The sequence below is a fragment of the Mycolicibacterium austroafricanum genome (assembly GCF_902705885.1).
Taxonomy (GTDB): domain Bacteria; phylum Actinomycetota; class Actinomycetes; order Mycobacteriales; family Mycobacteriaceae; genus Mycobacterium; species Mycobacterium vanbaalenii_A.
Window position 1 is genome coordinate 108,797 of record NZ_CACSIP010000006.1, and the last position, 16,545, is coordinate 125,341.

The following is a 16,545-nucleotide window of genomic DNA, read 5'->3' on the forward strand; positions in this document are numbered from 1 at the left end:
CGGTGGGGGATGGCCGTGTGGCTGGCCGTGGGGCTCGGCGCGATTCTCGGGGTCACCACGGCACTCGGTCATGCCGAGTGGGGCTCGGCCGTCGGCCTGGGGTTGGTGCTGACGGCGGTCCCGTCGCTGCCGCTGGCCTGGCGTCCGGCCCTGTCCACGATGGTGATCCGTGGGTGCGCGGTGCTGATCGGCGCCCTGGTCGCGATGCTGACCGCCGGACACCCCACGGTGCTCGCCGCGGCCACGGTCGCGATCGCGGTGTGCGGGGCCGCGCTCGCGCGTGTCGGGCCTACGGCTGGGCTGGCTGTGGTCCTGGTCGCCGTCGACCTGCCGGGGATGCCGCAGGGATACGGACCCGGCGCGGCTGCCGCGGCGCTGACGCCGTACGCGCTCGGCGTGCTGGTCGTGATGCTCACCTGGGGCGGGTGGTTCGGGTGCGCCGCGGCTGTCCGCCGGGCCCGCGGCGAACCGCCGGTGGCCGGGACGGCGGCAACTGCCTGGCGGGAACAGTGGCCACATGTGCTGCGGGTCGGCATCGCGGTCGCCGCAGCCGTGGCACTGGCACGCCTACTACCCGAGGATCTGATCGGTGGGCACTGGCTCGTCACCAGCGTGATCCTCACCGTGCAGCCCACCGCCGGCGACACCGGAATGCGTCTGGCCCAGCGACTCTCGGGTAACACCGTGGGGGCCGTGATCGCCGCGGTGCTGCTCGGCGCCCACCCGTCGATCCCTGTTGTGGCGGCCCTGNCCGTCGTCCTCTTCACGCTCGCGATGGCACTGCGTCCGGTCAACTACACGTGGTGGGCAGTCACCGGTCCACCGGTGTTGCTGGTGATCAGCGAGTATCCCCAGCTCTTTCCCTGGTACGAGGGCGGTGTGCGCCTTGCGATGAATCTCGCCGGCGCGGCGATAGTGCTGGTGGTGGTGTTCGGCGTTCCGACGTTGACCCGCATCGCTTCTCGATTCCGCCGGGGCGATTTCTCCGAGCGCGACTCGTCGGATAGTGTATACAAAATCCAATCAGGGAGGTCTCAGTGACGACGCTGCTCGTGGAGGACATCGGCCTCCTGGTGCACGGCGACTCCATGGTCGCACCGATCCGCGACACCACCCTGCTCGTGGAGGACGGCGTGATCGCCGGCATCGGCGTGGACGTGGCGGCACCCGACCGGGTGCTCTCGGCCGGCGGGTTGACGGTGATGCCCGGGCTGGTGGACGGGCACATCCACCCGACCTTCGGGGAATGGACCCCCGCCCAGAACGCCGTCGGCTGGATCGGCAACTATCTGCACGGCGGCACGACGTCGATGGTCTCCGCCGGCGAATTGCACATTCCCGGGCTGAATTTCGACGCACTGACTCCCGAGCTGGTACTCAGCATCGCGATCACCTCGAAGCACACCACCGGGCGGATGCGGCCCTCGGGCGTCAAGGTGAACGCCGGCACCATGCTGTTGGTGCCCGGGATGTCCGAGGAGCACTTCGACCGAGCCCACCGCGAGGGCATCGATCAGCTCAAGTTCATCTTCTACGACTGGAACCGGCTGGGCGACGGCGAGGCGCAGCGGTATGTGCGGTGGGCCCACGAGCGCGCCATGACGGTCAAGCTGCACTCAGGTGGTGTCTCGCGGTCCGGGTCGAGCCGGGTCGCCGGCGCCGATGTCGTGATCGCGGTCGAGCCCGACGTCGTCGGCCACATCTCCGGCGGCCCGATCCCTCCTCCCGACGCCGACATCACCGCCATCATCGCTGGGCTGCCCGATACCTATGTCGAGGTCTGCAGCTCGAACAACTACCGGGCCACCACGGTGGTCGTCGACGAACTCACCCGGCGAGGCAGACTCGACCGACTGACGCTGGGCACCGACACCCCCGGCGGGACCGGTGTGATCCCGCGCGGCATGCTGCGCAACGTCTGCTACCTGGCCTCGGTGTGCGGCGTGGATGCGGCGACGGCCGTGGCCGCGGCCACCGGGCAGACCGCACGTGCGCACCGGCTGCGCACCGGTGTGATCGCCGAGGGCATGCCGGCGGATCTGCTTGTGCTGGGCCCGATCACGGGCTCGACGGCCACCGATGCGCTGGACTCCTTCGCGCTGGGTGATCTGCCGGGCATCGCCACCGTGCTGGTCGATGGGGTTCCACTGGTCGCCACCCGCAGCGAGCAGACACCGCCGCCGAGCCGGTCGGTGACCTGGCGGGGTGGCGACCCGCGACCCGCGCCCTCCCGGCCGGCCCCGGTCGGGGCTCACGCCTCCGGCTGCTGCTGACCCACCCCGACGATGTTAGGAGACACCATGTTCCGCCAGCCCGCCCCGCACACCGGACCGACCACCCCGGACGTGCTGCTGCGCGTCGACAGCCTGCTCGACGACGAGGAACGCCAGATCCGCGACACGGTGCGTGCACTCGTGAAAAGCCGCATCGCCCCGGACATCGCGACCTGGTACGAGGAGGGTGAGCTGCCCGTGCGGGAACTGGCCGCCGAACTCGGAGATCTCGGGTTGCTCGGGATGCATCTGCAGGGTTACGGATGTGCGGGTACCTCCGCGGTCGCCTACGGGCTGGCCTGCCTGGAGCTCGAGGCCGGCGACTCCGGCATCCGCTCACTGGTCAGCGTGCAGGGTTCGTTGGCGATGTTCGCGTTGCACGCCTACGGCAGCGAGGATCAGAAGCAGCAGTGGCTTCCCGACATGGCGGCAGGGCGCAAGATCGGCTGCTTCGGGTTGACCGAACCCGACTTCGGATCCAACCCGGCCGGGATGCGCACCCGCGCAACCCGATCGGGCGATGACTGGATTCTCAACGGCACCAAGATGTGGATCACCAACGGCTCGGTCGCCGATGTGGCGATCGTGTGGGCGCGCACCGACGACGGCGTCCGCGGATTCGCCGTACCCACCGGCACTCCCGGCTTCACCGCACACACCATCAAAGCCAAGATGTCCCTGCGTGCGTCGGTGACCAGCGAGCTCGTGCTGCAGGACGTGCGACTGCCCGACAGCGCGCGACTGCCCGGCGCCACCAGCCTGCGGGCACCGTTGAGCTGCCTCAGCGAGGCGAGGTTCGGCATCGTGTTCGGGGCGGTGGGAGCCGCCCGGGACTGCCTGGAAACCGCGTTGACCTACTCCCGGTCCCGCATGCAGTTCGACCGCCCGATCGGAGGCTTCCAGCTCACCCAGCAGAAGCTCGCCGACATGACGCTCGAGTACGGCAAGGCATTCCTGCTCGCGCTGCATCTCGGCCGCGCCAAAGACGCGGACGGATTGCGTCCCGAAGAGGTCAGCCTGGGCAAGCTCAACAACGTCCGCGAAGCGATCACGATCGCCCGCACGGCACGCACGATCCTGGGCGCCAGCGGCATCACCGGCGAGTACCCGGTGATGCGTCACGCGAACAACCTGGAATCGGTGTTGACCTACGAAGGCACCAGTGAGATGCATACGCTGATGATCGGGCAGGCCCTGACGGGCACTGCCGCGTTCCGCTGACAGCGGGGAGTTGCCATGGCCGAACCGATCGACGAACACTTCACCTCGACCGTCGCGTCGCTGACCGCGCCGACCCTCGCCGACGTCACTGCTCTACAAGGGATCTCGGCGCAGGACTGCCTCGACATCTTCGACGCGCAGCTCGGTAGCCGGCACCTGGACCTCGCGGCCCGCTGGCTTCGGTCGCACAACAAGGGCTTCTACACCATCGGATCGGCCGGACACGAGAGCAACGCCGCCGTCGCCGCCGCGCTGCGGCTCACCGATCCGGCGCTGCTGCACTACCGCTCCGGCGGGTTCTTCCTGGCCCGGGCGCGGCAGGGCAGCGGTGGCGACGCGTTGCGGGATGTGCTTCTCGGCATGGTGGCCGCCACGGAGGAACCGATCTCCGGGGGCCGGCACAAGGTCTTCGGCAGGCACGACCTCAACGTCATTCCGCAGACGTCGACCATCGCGTCGCACCTGCCGCGGGCCGTCGGCGTCGCGTTCTCGATCGCGCGTGCCCGAAAGATGGGAGTTGAAAGCCCCTGGCCGGCTGACGCATTGACGGTGTGCAGCTTCGGAGACGCGTCGGCGAACCATTCCACGGCAGTCGGGGCGATCAACACCGCGCTGCACAGCTCGTATCAGGGTATGCCGATGCCGTTGCTGCTGTTGTGTGAGGACAACGGCATCGGGATCAGCGTCAAGTCCCCCACGGGGTGGATCGCGCGCACCTACGGCGACCGTGCCGGCCTGCGTTACTTCGCTGCCGACGGCACCGACCTTCCCTCGGTGCTGACGACCGCTGCCGAGGCAGCCGGATACGTCCGAACACAACGCCGTCCGGCATTCCTGCATCTGCGCACCGTGCGCCTGATGGGGCACGCCGGTTCGGATTTCGAGCGCGGCTATCGCAAACCCGACGAGATCGTCGCAGACTACGCACGCGACCCGGTGCTGAGCACGGCGCGGCTTCTCGTCAGCGCGGGTGTGCTGACGCCGTCGCAGGTCCTCGAGCGGTACGAAACCACGCGTGCCGAGGTTCTCGCCCTGGCGGAAGAGGTGGCCGAGCTCGCCCAACTCGACACCGCCCATGCGGTGATGTCTCCGCTGCGGCTGACCCTCGACGAGGCCACCGCGGCGACCCAGGCTGCACCCGGTGCCGCGAAGGGGACCGCCGAGGAGGACGCGCCGCTGACCGTCGCCCAAGCCATCAACCGTGGGCTGCTGGACGTGTTGACGAACCACCCCGAGACGCTGGTCTTCGGTGAGGACGTCGCCCGTAAGGGCGGGGTGTACGGCGTCACCCGCGGCCTGCAGGCCAAGGTCGGGACGGCGCGGGTGTTCGACACGCTGCTCGACGAACAGGCGATCCTCGGGCTGGCGTTGGGCGCCGGGGTGTCGGGTCTGCTGCCGATTCCCGAGATCCAGTACCTGGCCTATCTGCACAACGCTGCCGACCAGATCCGCGGTGAGGGAGCCACGCTGCAGTTCTTCTCGAACCGGCAGTACCGCAACCCGATGGTGGTGCGCATCGCGGGATACGGCTACCAGAAGGGCTTCGGTGGGCACTTCCACAACGACAACTCGATCACTGCCGTGCGGGATCTGCCCGGCGTGGTCATCGCCTCGCCGGCACGACCCGACGACGCCGCCGCGATGATGCGTTCCTGCGTCACCGCCGCGCGGTCGTCGGGAATCGTGTGCTTGTTCATCGAGCCCATCGCGCTGTACCACACCCGCGACCTGTACGACGAGGGCGACGATCTCTGGCTGGCGGCGGATTCCGGCGCCACGGTGCCCCTCGGTCGGGCGCGGACGCACGGCGACGGCCGCGATCTGACGATCCTGACGTTCGGCAACGGGGTGCGGATGAGCCTGCGGGTGGCACGTCGCCTCCTCGAACTCGACATCAGGGCACGCGTGGTCGACCTGCGCTGGCTGGCGCCGCTTCCGGTGCAGGACATCCTCACCGAATCCGACGCGACCGGACGGGTTCTCGTCGTCGACGAGACACGCGACAGCGGTGGGGTGGGCGAAGGGGTCGTGACCGCACTGGTCGACCACGGATACCGGGGAGCGCTGACGCGGGTCGCCGGCTACGACAGCTTCATCCCACTCGGCGACGCTGCGCTCGAGGTGTTGCTGTCGGAGGAGACCATCGAGGCCGCGGCGATCAAGCTGGTGCGGACAGCGCCTCGGTGAGCACCGGTCCCGTCAATTCGCGTTGCCACTGACGCGCGCTGGACTCCCGCAGGAACCCGTCGACTGCGGCCGCGGTGTCGTCGGCGCCCTCCCAGTCCCAGCACAGGCGCCGCACGGTATCGGGGGACAGCAGGTTCTCGGCGGGCACCGAAATCCGTTGGGCCAGTTCGGTCAGGCCGGATCTCGCCGCATCCAGCCGAGCGGCCGCCTCCGGCTTGCGCCGCGCCCACCGGGATGCCGGCGGCGGGCCGTTGGACGGTTCGGAGGTGCTGGGCAGGTCCGTGGTGACGCGGGCGCGGGCCAGCGCCTCCAACCACATCTGGGCGCTGCGCCGCTGTTTGGGTCCGCCGAACACCGGTAGCGCGGTCAGCTTCTCGACGCTGTCAGGATTCACCGTCGCGGCCTGGATGATCGCGCTGTCGGGCAGGATCCGACCCGGGGCGATGTCGCGGCGCCGGGCGACCTGGTCCCTGGCGGTCCACAGCTCGCGCACCGCGGCCAGGGTCCGGGGGTCGCGGACCTTGTGGATCCCAGATGTACGCCGCCACCGGTCACGCCTGGTCGGGCTGGCCTCGAAGGTGCGCAGGAATTCGAATTCCTGTCTGGCCCAATCGGACTTGGCCTGCTCCTCGAGTACCGTCGCGATCGCGTCCCGCAACTCGACGAGGACTTCGACGTCCAGCGCTGCGTAGTTGAGCCAGTCGGCCGGTAGCGGTCGCTTCGACCAGTCCGCGGCGCCGTGCCCTTTGGTCAGCTGCAGACCGAGCAACCGCTGCACCATCGCGGCGAGGTTCACCCGGTCGTAGTTGGCGAGCCGCCCGGCGAGTTCGGTGTCGAACAGTGCGGTCGGACGCATCCCGATCTCGGCGAGGCAGGGCAGGTCCTGATCCGCTGCGTGCAGGATCCACTCGTCGGTGGCCAGGATCTCGGCCACCGGCGCCATGACCGCGATCGGGTCCCCGCCGTGCATCACGGGGTCGATCAGGACGGTGCCCGACCCGGCCCGGCGGATCTGCACCAGATACGCGCGGTTGGAGTAGCGGAAACCCGACGCGCGTTCGGCATCCACGGCAAACGGCCCGGTGCCGGCAGCCAGAGTGTCTGCCGCCCTGGCGATTTCGTCGCGACTGACCGAGACCTCTGGCACCCCGTCCCGGGGTGCCAACAGCGGCGTGGCCTCGGGCTCAGCGTGCTCGGTCTCGCCGGACACTTCTTCTGCTCGGGGTTCCACGGGGGAACCACCACTCTCGGGTTCGGACATGTGCTTCAGGCGCGGGTACGCGAGCCCAGGTCGGTCACCCCGTCGGGCGGCAGGCCTGCGGCATGCTCGAGGACCTCACAGAAGGCCTCCACGTGGGGACCGAGCTCCAGCGTCGTCGCCGTCCAGGAGGCGCGCAGCTCGAGTTGATGGGCGCGGGGCGGCCCCGAGATGTCGCCGTAGCGCACCGACGTGGTGGCGGTGACGGTGCCACCCAGCGCCGTGACGTGCTCGGCCCGCTCCTGGAGTGCGTCGACCAGCCAGCTCCAGGCGACTTCCGGCAGCAGCGGGTCGACGGCTTCGCTGGAGTCCAGATCGGCCTGGATGTACGCGACCAGGCGCATGGTGCCGTCCCAGGCCTCCGCGCCCTCGGGGTCGTGGAGCAGGATCAGCCGGCCGAACGCATCTCCCTCGGAGCGTTCCGGGATGATCGGGGTTTCGGCGTGCCTGACCTCGGCGCCCAGCGCATAACTGAACGGCGCCAGCCGCTGAGGCGGCCGGATCGGGCCGAGCTCGATCTCCGGTCGCACGGTGGTGGCATTCATCGCCGCCACCGCTTCACGGAACTGAGCCGGTTCGGCGGTGGTCACGGCGTCTGACGGTAGTCCATTTGTCCAGCTCTTGGTGCAGGCGCGCCGATCAGGAACCGGACCGGCCATGGCAGCATGGGGATCGATGAACACGCGCCGCGAGCTGCCTGAATCGCCCTACCTGGCCGCCGTCGCCGGTCGTAAACCCCACCGGGTGCCGGTGTGGATGATGCGGCAGGCGGGGCGGTCACTGCCGGAGTACCGGGCGCTTCGTGCCAAGAACACGATGATGCAGGCCTGTTTCGACGCCGACCTGATCACCGAGATCACGCTGCAGCCGGTGCGCAGGCACGGCGTCGACGCCGCGATCCTGTTCTCCGACATCGTGGTGCCGCTGCGGGCGGCCGGGATCGCACTCGACATCGTTCCCGACGTCGGCCCGGTGATCGAGCGCCCCATTCGCACCCTCGCCGACGTCCACACCATCGCACCGCTGGACTCCGAGCAGGTGGCCCCGGTGGCCACCGCGATCACCCAGCTGACCGCCGCACTGGGCGACGTGCCGCTGATCGGCTTCGCCGGCGCGCCCTTCACCCTGGCCTCCTATCTCGTCGAGGGTGGGCCGAGCCGCAACCACGAGCACACCAAGGCGATGATGCTGGGCGAGTCCGCCACCTGGCATGCGCTGATGAGTGCGCTGACCGATGTGACGATCGGGTTCCTGCGGACCCAGCTCGAGGCCGGCGTGGATGCCATCCAGGTGTTCGATTCCTGGGCCGGCACGCTGTCGCTGGCCGACTACCGCACCTACGTGCAGCCGCACAGCGCGCGGGTGTTCGAGGCGCTGTCCGGCTACGGCGTGCCGATGACGCACTTCGGGGTGGGTACCGCCGAGCTGCTGGGAGCCATGTCGGAGGCGGTCTCCGGGCGGGGCGTGCCCGCCGTGGTCGGCGTGGACTGGCGGACGTCGCTGACCGATGCGGCCGCACGCGTACAACGTGGCTGCGCGCTGCAGGGCAATCTCGACCCGGTGGTGCTGATGGCGGGCTGGCCGGTGGTGCAGCGCGCGGTGCGCGCCGTGGTCGAGGACGGCAGACGTGCGGTGGACGCCGGCGCGGTCGGGCACGTCTTCAACCTCGGCCACGGTGTGCTGCCCGGCACCGACCCAGAGGTGATCACCGACGCGGTCGCACTGGTGCACGAGCTGTGACGTCCGCCAGACACCGCCGGTACTGCGTTGTCGGGGGCGGCATCTCGGGCCTCGTCGCGGCATACCGGCTGCGGGTGGCCGCCGGCCCGGATGCCGCGATCACGGTGTTCGATCCTGCCGACCGGCTCGGCGGTGTGCTGCGGACGGAGCGGATCAGCGGCCAACCGGTCGACGTCGGCGCCGAGGCTTTTGTGGCGCGCAGGCCGGAAGTGCCTGCGCTGCTGGCCGAGTTGGGGCTCGCGGGCAGACAGATCACGACCACCGGTGTGCGGCCGCTGCTCTACTGCGAGGGCCGGCTGCATCCCCTGCCCGCCGACACCGTCAACGGCATCCCGTCCCGCCCCGAGGCGCTGTCCGGTCTGGTCGACGACGCCACGATCAGGCGGATGCTCGACGAACCCCGGCGCCCCTTCACCTGGCGGCCCGGCGCTGACCCGACCGTCGCCGATCTCGTGGGCGAGCGCTTCGGGGAGCAGGTGGTGATCCGTTCGGTTGATCCCCTGCTGACCGGGGTGTACTCCGGTTCGTCGGCGACCATCGGGATCCGTGCGGCGGCCCCCACCGTCGCTGCGGCGCTGGATCGTGGGGCCCGCTGCCTGACCGACGCCGTGCGCGCGGCGTTGCCGCCGCCACTGACCGGGTCGGTGTTCGGCGCGCTGGACGGCGGATACGTGGTGCTGATCGACGAGCTCGTGCGCCGCTCCGGGTTGAGCTGGGCCCAGGTGGCCGTCCGCAGCGTGGACCGCACCTCTGGCGGATGGGAACTGACCGACGACGAGGGCACCCGCTGGCCCGCCGACGCGGTGGTGCTCGCGGTGCCCGCGCCGCGGCTGCCCGCGCTGATCTCCGGGCTCGCCCCACGCAGCGCGGCGGCGGCGCGCCGTATCCCGGTGGCCTCCGCGGCGGTGGTGGCGCTCGCGCTGCCGGGCGGCACACCACTGCCCGAGCAGTCCGGAGTGCTGGTCGCCGGCCCCGGGCGGTTGCACGCCAAGGCGGTGACGTTGTCGTCGCGCAAGTGGGGGCGGCGCGGCAGCCTCGAGATGGTCCGCCTGTCGTTCGGACGGTTCGGTGATCCGGCCGAAACGCACGCTGCCCGTAGCGTCGGCGACGAGGAGCTGCTGACATGGTCCGGCGAGGACCTGGCGACGCTGTTCGGCATCTCGGTCGAGCCGGTGGAACACCGGGTGGCCCGCTGGCTCGACGCGATGCCGCAGTACGGACCGGGTCACGCAGACGTCGTCGCCGAACTGCGGGCCGGGCTGCCCCCCGGGGTGGCGGTGGCCGGCGCATACCTGGACGGGATCGGGGTGCCGGCCTGTGTGGCGGCTGCGACGCGTGCGGCGGCCGGGCTGGTGGTCGACGGGAGCTGAGCCGCGATCTTGACCGGGGCGAGCGAAGCGACGGGGGATGTGCCCGGGGCGAGCGAAGCGACGGGGGATGTGCCCGTGGCACGATGGGCGCATGGCCAAGCTCGACTACGACGCCCTCAACTCCACCATCCGTTACCTGATGTTCTCGGTGTTCTCCGTGCGACCGGGGGCGCTGGCCTACGACGACGACGCGCGCGCCGCGGTCGCGGACGAAACTGCCACCTTCCTCAAGCAGCAAGAGGACAACGGGGTGGTGGTGCGCGGCCTCTACGACGTCGCCGGGATGCGCGCCGACGCGGACTTCATGATGTGGACACACGCGGAGAACGTCGAGGCGCTGCAGGCGACGTATTCGGATTTCCGGCGCACCACCACGCTCGGGCGTGCCACGACGCCGGTGTGGAGCAACGTGGCGCTGCACCGGCCGGCCGAGTTCAACAAGAGTCACATCCCGGCATTCCTGGCCGGTGAGGAGCCGGGCGCCTACATCTGCGTCTACCCGTTCGTCCGGTCACTGGAGTGGTACCTGCTGCCCGACGACGAGCGGCGACGGATGCTGTCCGAGCACGGCATGGCAGCACGCGGCTACAAGGATGTGCGGGCCAACACGGTGCCCGCGTTCGCGCTTGGCGACTACGAGTGGCTGCTGGCATTCGAGGCTCCGGAGCTGCACCGGATCGTCGACCTGATGCGCGACCTGCGTGCCACCGACGCTCGCCGGCACGTGCGGGAGGAGACCCCGTTCTTCACTGGGCCGCGGGTGTCGGTGGAGAAACTGGTCACCGGCTTACCTTGAACATTTGCTGAGAGGCGGTTATCGCGCCCGATGGTCGATGGATAGGCTAGCCTCTCGCCAGGCAACCGTTCCTGCTGTCTGGCACTCTTTGCTGTGTAACCGCTCTATGACGTTGACGTCAAAAAACGCTCTGCTCCCTGAGCAGGTTGCTAGCATCGTCCGGTGCCGAACCCCAGACCGGTGGTGGCAGCCCTCTGCATCGTGGCTGCCGGCTTCTCTGTGCTGCAGCTGAGCAGTTGGAGTGGTCAACCGGCCATCAGGTTCGCTGCCGATGTGGCGATGGCGCTGTTCGCGCTGTTCGCGGGTGGATGCGCGCTGGTGGCCGCGCGGCGGGCGCGGGGCAGGCGACGCGCAGCGTGGATCTGCATGGCGCTCGGCGCCGGTGGTTTCGCCGCCGGCCAGTTGGTCTGGGGATATGTCGGCCTGGTCCGCGGGACGCTGCAATTCCAGTCGGTCGCCGACGTCGGTTACGCCCTGCTGCCGATCGGCTCCGGGTTCGCGCTGATCTTGCTCCTGGGTGACCATCCGCGGTCGATGAGACTGCGGGTGCTGCTCGACGGTGTGATCGTCGCCGGTGCGCTGTTCGGGGCGATGTGGGTGACCCTTCTGGACAGTATCTATTCGGTCCGGGTGCAGGACGCTCTGTCGTTGGGGTTGTCGCTGGCGTATCCCGTTGCCGGGATCGCGTTGGTCACCGTTGCGCTGTTGCTGCTGGTGCGCGCGCCGCTGGAAGACCGATCGATGATGGCGATGCTGACACTGGGCCTCTTGTTGATCATGATCGCGGACACGGCATACGCCTACGCGACGGCAGTGGAAGGCCAGTTCTACGAAGCGATCTCGCTCGGGTATGCCTGGGGGTTTCTGGCCATCGGCGCGGCGGCGATACTCAACGGGCGGACGCACCCGCAGTCGGCACGGGCGCGACCACAGGTGTCCTCGCGCGCATCGATGTGGTTGCCCTTCGTGCCCGTCGCGATTGCTGTTGTGCTGTGTGCTCCGGTACTGGTCCCGATGCTGGGCGCGCTGTACATCGTGGGCATCATCACCGTGTTCGCCGTGATGGTCCGCCAGTACATCGTTCTCGACCAGAACCACCGGCTGCTGGCCGAGGTCTCCGATCAGGTGCTGCGCGATCCGCTGACCGGCCTGGCGAACCGGACCCTGTTCCAGGAGCGGTTGGACCACGCGATGGACCTGCACGCAAGTGACGGTCGCCCGGTCGGGGTGCTGCTGATTGACCTCGACGACTTCAAGCTGGTCAACGACAGCCTGGGCCATCCAGCCGGAGACGTGATGCTGATTCGAGTGGGGGAGCGGTTGGCCGCGACGGTGCGCGCCAGCGACACGGTCGCCCGACTGGGCGGTGATGAGTTCGCGGTCCTTATGGAAGGTGATGCGGCAGCGTCCCGCGCTGCCGCGCAGCATGTGGTGCAGGCCTTCGACCGGCCGTTCGACATCGACGGGCAGGAACTACTGGTGCGGCCCAGCGTCGGGTTGGCGGCGGCGGGGTTCGGCGTCACGGCGCTGACGGCCGACGAGTTGCTCAAGCGCGCCGATGCCGCGATGTACACGGCCAAGCGCTCTCGGAGCCGCCAACTGGTCACGTTCGCGCCGGAAATGGCGTTGAACCGCAGCCTCGGCGGTGTTGCATCGGTGGCCGGTGACAAGGGCAACGGCGAAGGCGGGCGAGGAGCGGCGCACCTGCTGGGCGAGTTGAGACAGGCGATCGAACATCGTGGCCTCAGCGCGGTGTACCAGCCGAAGTTCGATGTCCGTACCGGCGAGATCGTGGGGGCCGAGGCACTGGTGCGCTGGCAGCACCCGCGGTACGGACTGCTCGCGCCCGATGACTTCCTGCCGCTGGTGCGCGAGCACGATCTGATGGACTCGGTCACGTCGGTGATGCTCGACCTCGCCCTCGACGACGCGGCCGAGTGGTACGCCAAGGGCGTCGGAGTGCCCGTCGCGGTGAACGTGTTCGCCCCGTCGGTCAACGATGCCGATCTGCCCGGGCAGATCATGCGGGCGCTGGCGCGTAGCGGACTCTCGCCCGAGCAACTGACCGTCGAGATCACCGAGGACGTGCTGCTCGAGAACATGGCCGAGACCCGCTCGGTGTTCGCGAAGTTGCGGGACTGCGGAATTCGCATCGCGATCGACGACTTCGGCAGCGGATACTCGGCGTTGTGGTACCTGCGCGAGTTCCCCGTCGACGAGATCAAGCTCGATCGCGAGTTCATCACACCGATCCTGACCCAGCCGACCTCGGCTGCGATCGTACGGGCCGTGATCGACCTGGCCCACGTGTTGGGGGTGACGCCGGTGGCCGAGGGCGTGGAGGACGCGGAGACGGCGGCCGAACTGCTCGCCTACGGATGCGACATCGCCCAGGGTTTCTACTACAGCCGGCCGCTCGACCCCAAGGCCATGCTGGCGCTGTTGCGGTCCACGCGGCAGGCGTGCGACAAGGGTGAGCCCACGGGTGCCGAGGGCTACTCGCCGGAGGGTCTCAGGCGCAAAGAGATCGAGTTGATGCAGTAGCGCTGGTCGGTCGGTGTCGGGTAGCCCTCGCCTTCGAAGACGTGTCCGAGGTGACTGTGACAGTTGGCGCACACCACCTCGACGCGGTGCATGCCCAACGAGTCGTCGGTGCGCAGGATCACCGCGTCGGTATCGGCCGGGTCGAAGAATGAGGGCCAACCGCAATGGGATTCGAACTTCTCGGTGCTGCGGAACAGTTCGGCGCCGCATGCGCGGCACTCGTAGACGCCGTCGGTCTTGGTGTCGGTGTACTCGCCGGTGAACGGTCGCTCGGTGCCCGCGCGGCGCAGCACCGCGAACTCCTCCGGGTTGAGCCGTTCGCGCCACTGGTCGTCGCTCAGCACCAGCCTGGGACCTGACTCAGAGCCTGTCGCTGCCATGGCTCCGAGGCTACCCGCCGGATCTGACCCCGGAGTCGGTGAGCTGTCTGACCCACGGCGGGTCGATTCCGTCGTCGAGGCGGTCATCGTCCTTGGCGTCGAGGTAGCGGAACAGCAGCACCACGAACACCACGATCGAGAGCAACGACCAGCCATAGGTGATCTTCAGGTATTCCAGGGCGCGACCGGTCGTCGGCCAGTGTCCGAGCAGCCAGCGGTCCATCGTCGTGAACCCGTAGATCGCCAGCCACGCCACCCAGCTGCGGATCGCCGAGTTCGGCAGCACCACCGTCATCAGGAACGGGAACAACATCATCGAGTAGTAGCCCTGGCCCAGCGAGAGCACCAGCCATGACGTCAGCAGCAGCACACCCGACGACGTGAGCATCCAGAACAGCGGATCGCGGGTGCGGTAGTACCGGTACAGCAGCCACAGCGACGCCGCGCCGAGCACCGCGAACGCCACACGCAGCAGCATGATCAGCCACATCGGCAGCCCGTAGTACACGCCGTTGCCCAGGATCGAGCTGTTGAAGTAGTCGCGGGTGGACAGGATGTAGGGCAGGGTGCGGGTGACGAAGCTCATCGGGTCGCTGATCAGCGGCCAGGCCACCGCGTTGAACACGGCCGGGACTGCGAAGGCGGTGACCAGAGCCCGCCACTGCCGATTGAGCAGAGGCAACAGCAGCAGGGGCGCCAGCAGTGGTTTGACCACCAACGTCAACCCGATCGCCACGCCGGCCCACCACTCGTGGGACCGGTTCCGGTCGAGCAGCCACCGGAAGAACAGCACCTCGAGCAACAGAATCGGCCCGTTGATGTTCGCGAACACCAGGGTGTTGGTGACGTTCTCGGTGCAGAACATCGCCAGCAACAGCGCCGGTGCGGCCACCGACGCGAGGGTGTAGTTGAACAGCCGCAGCAGGAAATAGGCGGCGATCACGATCGCCAGGGTGTTGAAGAAGATGAACCAGTACCGCGACGCGTCGACCGGCAGATAGCCGAACGGCGCCATGATCAGCGTGCCGCCGGGCGGATAGAGGTAGTGCGGGTCGACGTGGTTGAAGTTCTCGTCGTAGATGTTCAGGCCGAGCTTGAAGTTGACCACCGCACGGTAGACGGGCGCGAAGTCGTCGGTGATGTAGCCGTTGGTGGCGAGCACGTAGCTGCGGTGGATGACCGACAGGATCGCCAGCGGCCACAGGATCGACCGCAGCACCGACGCGGTGCTCGGGGGAGAGGTGCGAGGCCGGAACGGGGCCATGACAAGATCACGCACGTGCGCACCGTACCCGACGATGCGGCGGGCCCCACCGCGACATGACCTACCTCAGGCCGGGCAGTACGTGTCGGTGGGCGGCAACTCGCCCGATTTCAGATACGCGATCATCGGCGGCAGCGCACACGGTGTGTAGATGCTGGCGCCGTGTCCGATGCCCTGCCACATGACCCGGCGGTTGGACGATCCGGCGTTGATGGCGGTGGCGGCGACCGCGGCGACCCCTTCGCTGCCGACGATCGGGTTGTTCTGCACGCCGAGCAGCAGGGTGGGGATCTCGAGGCCTGAAGGTTCCGCCGGTGCGGTTCCGCTGGGCCAGTTCAGGCACTTCACCATGTCGAGCGCGCCGACCCTGCCGAACTGCGGGTACAGGTCGTCCCAGGCGACGACGAGTTCACGGACCCGATCCGGAGTGGGCCGGTTGAGGGCATCGCTGCACGTGTTCACGAACTGGCCGTCGGTCTGGCGCACCGACTCGGCCTCGTTGATCAGACCGTTCAGCCGGCTGGTGTCGCCGGAGCGGGCGTCGGCGATCGCCAGTGCCAGTTCGTTGCCGGCGCCCACCCTGTCGCCCCGCGGATACCCCAGGGCGGTGGAGATGGCGGCAGCGACGGCAGCCACCGAGGCGCCGCCGGGCCCGCGGCCCGCAGCCGCGGCTTCCAGTACCGCATCGACTGCGGCCTTGGGATCCGCGCCCAACGGACAGTTCGCTGCGGCGCACTGGGCGGCCCACGCGTCCAGGGCGGCCTGCTCACCCTTCACGCGCTGCTCGGTCGCCACCTCGGCGGCGATCCCGAGCGGCAGGGGGGAGTCCAGGATGAGCCGGGCCACCTTGTTCGGGTGTGATCCCGCGTAGGCCAGCGCCACCTGGGCGCCGTTGCCGATGCCGAGCAATGCCAGCGCGGGCACGTCCCAGGTGGTCCGCAGCCGTTCCAGGTCTTCGGCGGCGTGCGCGTTGTCGTAGGCCGAATCGCCGGGGGCGATGGTGTCGGTGCAGTTCGTGGTGGCTGTGACCGTGACTTCGCGCAGGTTGGCGACCGGGTCGTCACCGGTCTGGAACTGGGCCTGATCGAACATCTCCTGGCGGTCGTACAGGTCGCGGCAGTCCAGCGCGCCCGACATCCCGATGCCGCGGCGGTCCACCGACACCACCGGGTTCTCGGCCAGCACATCGGTGCCTGCGCGGGACAGCCACACCGGCAGCTGAACCGACGAGGGCAGATCCGACCCGGTGGTCATCACCAGCGGCCCGGCGTCGGCGGGCGTCTGTGCGGACCGGGCGCGCACCACCCCGATGCTGACGGTCCCGGTGGCACCGTTGAGGGGGTCGAGGTCGGCGTCATAGCTGGCGCACTCCAGCGAGACACCGGGCACCGGGTCGACCGCGGCGTCGCTGAACAACCGCGACGTGCAGTCCCGCCACGAAAGCTCGTTCTTCGGGGCTTCGATTCCCGGGGGTCCATCCGACGGCGGGGCGGGCGGGGCCTGCCCCTGGGG

The 16,545-nt window shown here is 69.1% G+C and carries 13 protein-coding genes; 8 read left to right on the top strand and 5 right to left on the bottom strand.

Translation table 11 applies throughout. The features are described from left to right. The first annotated feature begins 408 nt into the window (after positions 1 to 408). The 4 genes from BEMPMBAN_RS33100 to BEMPMBAN_RS06035 are packed head-to-tail and all read left to right on the top strand — an operon-like array spanning position 409 to position 5,681. On the top strand, positions 409 to 1,041 hold the full coding sequence (locus tag BEMPMBAN_RS33100) for an FUSC family protein (RefSeq protein ID WP_425294935.1): 633 nt from the start codon (positions 409 to 411) through the stop codon (positions 1,039 to 1,041). Further along, positions 1,038 to 2,273, top strand: a complete 1,236-nt coding sequence (locus tag BEMPMBAN_RS06025; RefSeq protein ID WP_159229523.1) for an amidohydrolase family protein — start codon at positions 1,038 to 1,040, stop codon at positions 2,271 to 2,273. Before BEMPMBAN_RS33100 ends, BEMPMBAN_RS06025 begins: the two co-directional genes overlap by 4 nt. 27 nt (positions 2,274 to 2,300) lie before the next feature. Further along, complete coding sequence (locus tag BEMPMBAN_RS06030) at positions 2,301 to 3,494, top strand: acyl-CoA dehydrogenase family protein (RefSeq protein WP_159229524.1); 1,194 nt, start codon at positions 2,301 to 2,303, stop codon at positions 3,492 to 3,494. A 15-nt stretch (positions 3,495 to 3,509) separates the two neighbouring features. Next, positions 3,510 to 5,681, top strand: coding sequence for a thiamine pyrophosphate-dependent enzyme (locus BEMPMBAN_RS06035; RefSeq protein WP_159229525.1), 2,172 nt, complete (start codon positions 3,510 to 3,512; stop codon positions 5,679 to 5,681). Here BEMPMBAN_RS06035 and BEMPMBAN_RS06040 read toward each other — a convergent pair. Further along, positions 5,653 to 6,942 (bottom strand): HRDC domain-containing protein, encoded by a 1,290-nt coding sequence (locus tag BEMPMBAN_RS06040; RefSeq protein WP_159229526.1) that lies wholly within the window; start codon positions 6,940 to 6,942, stop codon positions 5,653 to 5,655. The two genes, BEMPMBAN_RS06035 and BEMPMBAN_RS06040, sit on opposite strands and share 29 nt — an antisense overlap. A gap of 5 nt (positions 6,943 to 6,947) precedes the next feature. Beyond that, complete coding sequence (locus BEMPMBAN_RS06045) at positions 6,948 to 7,484, bottom strand: DUF3000 domain-containing protein (RefSeq protein ID WP_234897314.1); 537 nt, start codon at positions 7,482 to 7,484, stop codon at positions 6,948 to 6,950. A gap of 130 nt (positions 7,485 to 7,614) precedes the next feature. Here BEMPMBAN_RS06045 and hemE point away from each other — a divergent pair, with 130 nt between their 5' ends. The 4 genes from hemE (at position 7,615) to BEMPMBAN_RS06065 (ending at position 13,389) form a co-directional block, all read left to right on the top strand. Then, positions 7,615 to 8,679, top strand: coding sequence for a uroporphyrinogen decarboxylase (gene hemE, locus BEMPMBAN_RS06050; protein ID WP_159229528.1), 1,065 nt, complete (start codon positions 7,615 to 7,617; stop codon positions 8,677 to 8,679). Beyond that, the gene (locus tag BEMPMBAN_RS06055) at positions 8,676 to 10,049 is read left to right on the top strand and encodes a protoporphyrinogen oxidase (protein ID WP_159229529.1); all 1,374 of its coding nucleotides are present in this window, start codon (positions 8,676 to 8,678) and stop codon (positions 10,047 to 10,049) included. The genes hemE and BEMPMBAN_RS06055 overlap by 4 nt, the downstream gene beginning before the upstream one ends. 91 nt (positions 10,050 to 10,140) lie before the next feature. After that, positions 10,141 to 10,845 carry a hydrogen peroxide-dependent heme synthase gene (gene hemQ, locus BEMPMBAN_RS06060; RefSeq protein ID WP_159229530.1) on the top strand — a complete coding sequence of 235 codons (705 nt, stop codon included), beginning with the start codon at positions 10,141 to 10,143 and terminating at the stop codon, positions 10,843 to 10,845. A 162-nt stretch (positions 10,846 to 11,007) separates the two neighbouring features. After that, positions 11,008 to 13,389 carry a putative bifunctional diguanylate cyclase/phosphodiesterase gene (locus tag BEMPMBAN_RS06065; RefSeq protein ID WP_159229532.1) on the top strand — a complete coding sequence of 794 codons (2,382 nt, stop codon included), beginning with the start codon at positions 11,008 to 11,010 and terminating at the stop codon, positions 13,387 to 13,389. Here the strand turns inward: BEMPMBAN_RS06065 and msrB are convergent. The 3 genes from msrB to BEMPMBAN_RS06080 all read right to left on the bottom strand — a co-directional run. Continuing rightward, complete coding sequence (gene msrB / locus BEMPMBAN_RS06070; RefSeq protein WP_159229533.1) at positions 13,341 to 13,769, bottom strand: peptide-methionine (R)-S-oxide reductase MsrB; 429 nt, start codon at positions 13,767 to 13,769, stop codon at positions 13,341 to 13,343. The two genes, BEMPMBAN_RS06065 and msrB, sit on opposite strands and share 49 nt — an antisense overlap. 10 nt (positions 13,770 to 13,779) lie before the next feature. Beyond that, the gene (aftC, locus tag BEMPMBAN_RS06075; RefSeq protein WP_159229542.1) at positions 13,780 to 15,033 is read right to left on the bottom strand and encodes an arabinofuranan 3-O-arabinosyltransferase; all 1,254 of its coding nucleotides are present in this window, start codon (positions 15,031 to 15,033) and stop codon (positions 13,780 to 13,782) included. 66 nt (positions 15,034 to 15,099) lie between these two features. Further along, the coding region (locus BEMPMBAN_RS06080) for an alpha/beta fold hydrolase (RefSeq protein ID WP_159229534.1) at positions 15,100 to 16,545 on the bottom strand (1,446 nt) is incomplete at its 5' end.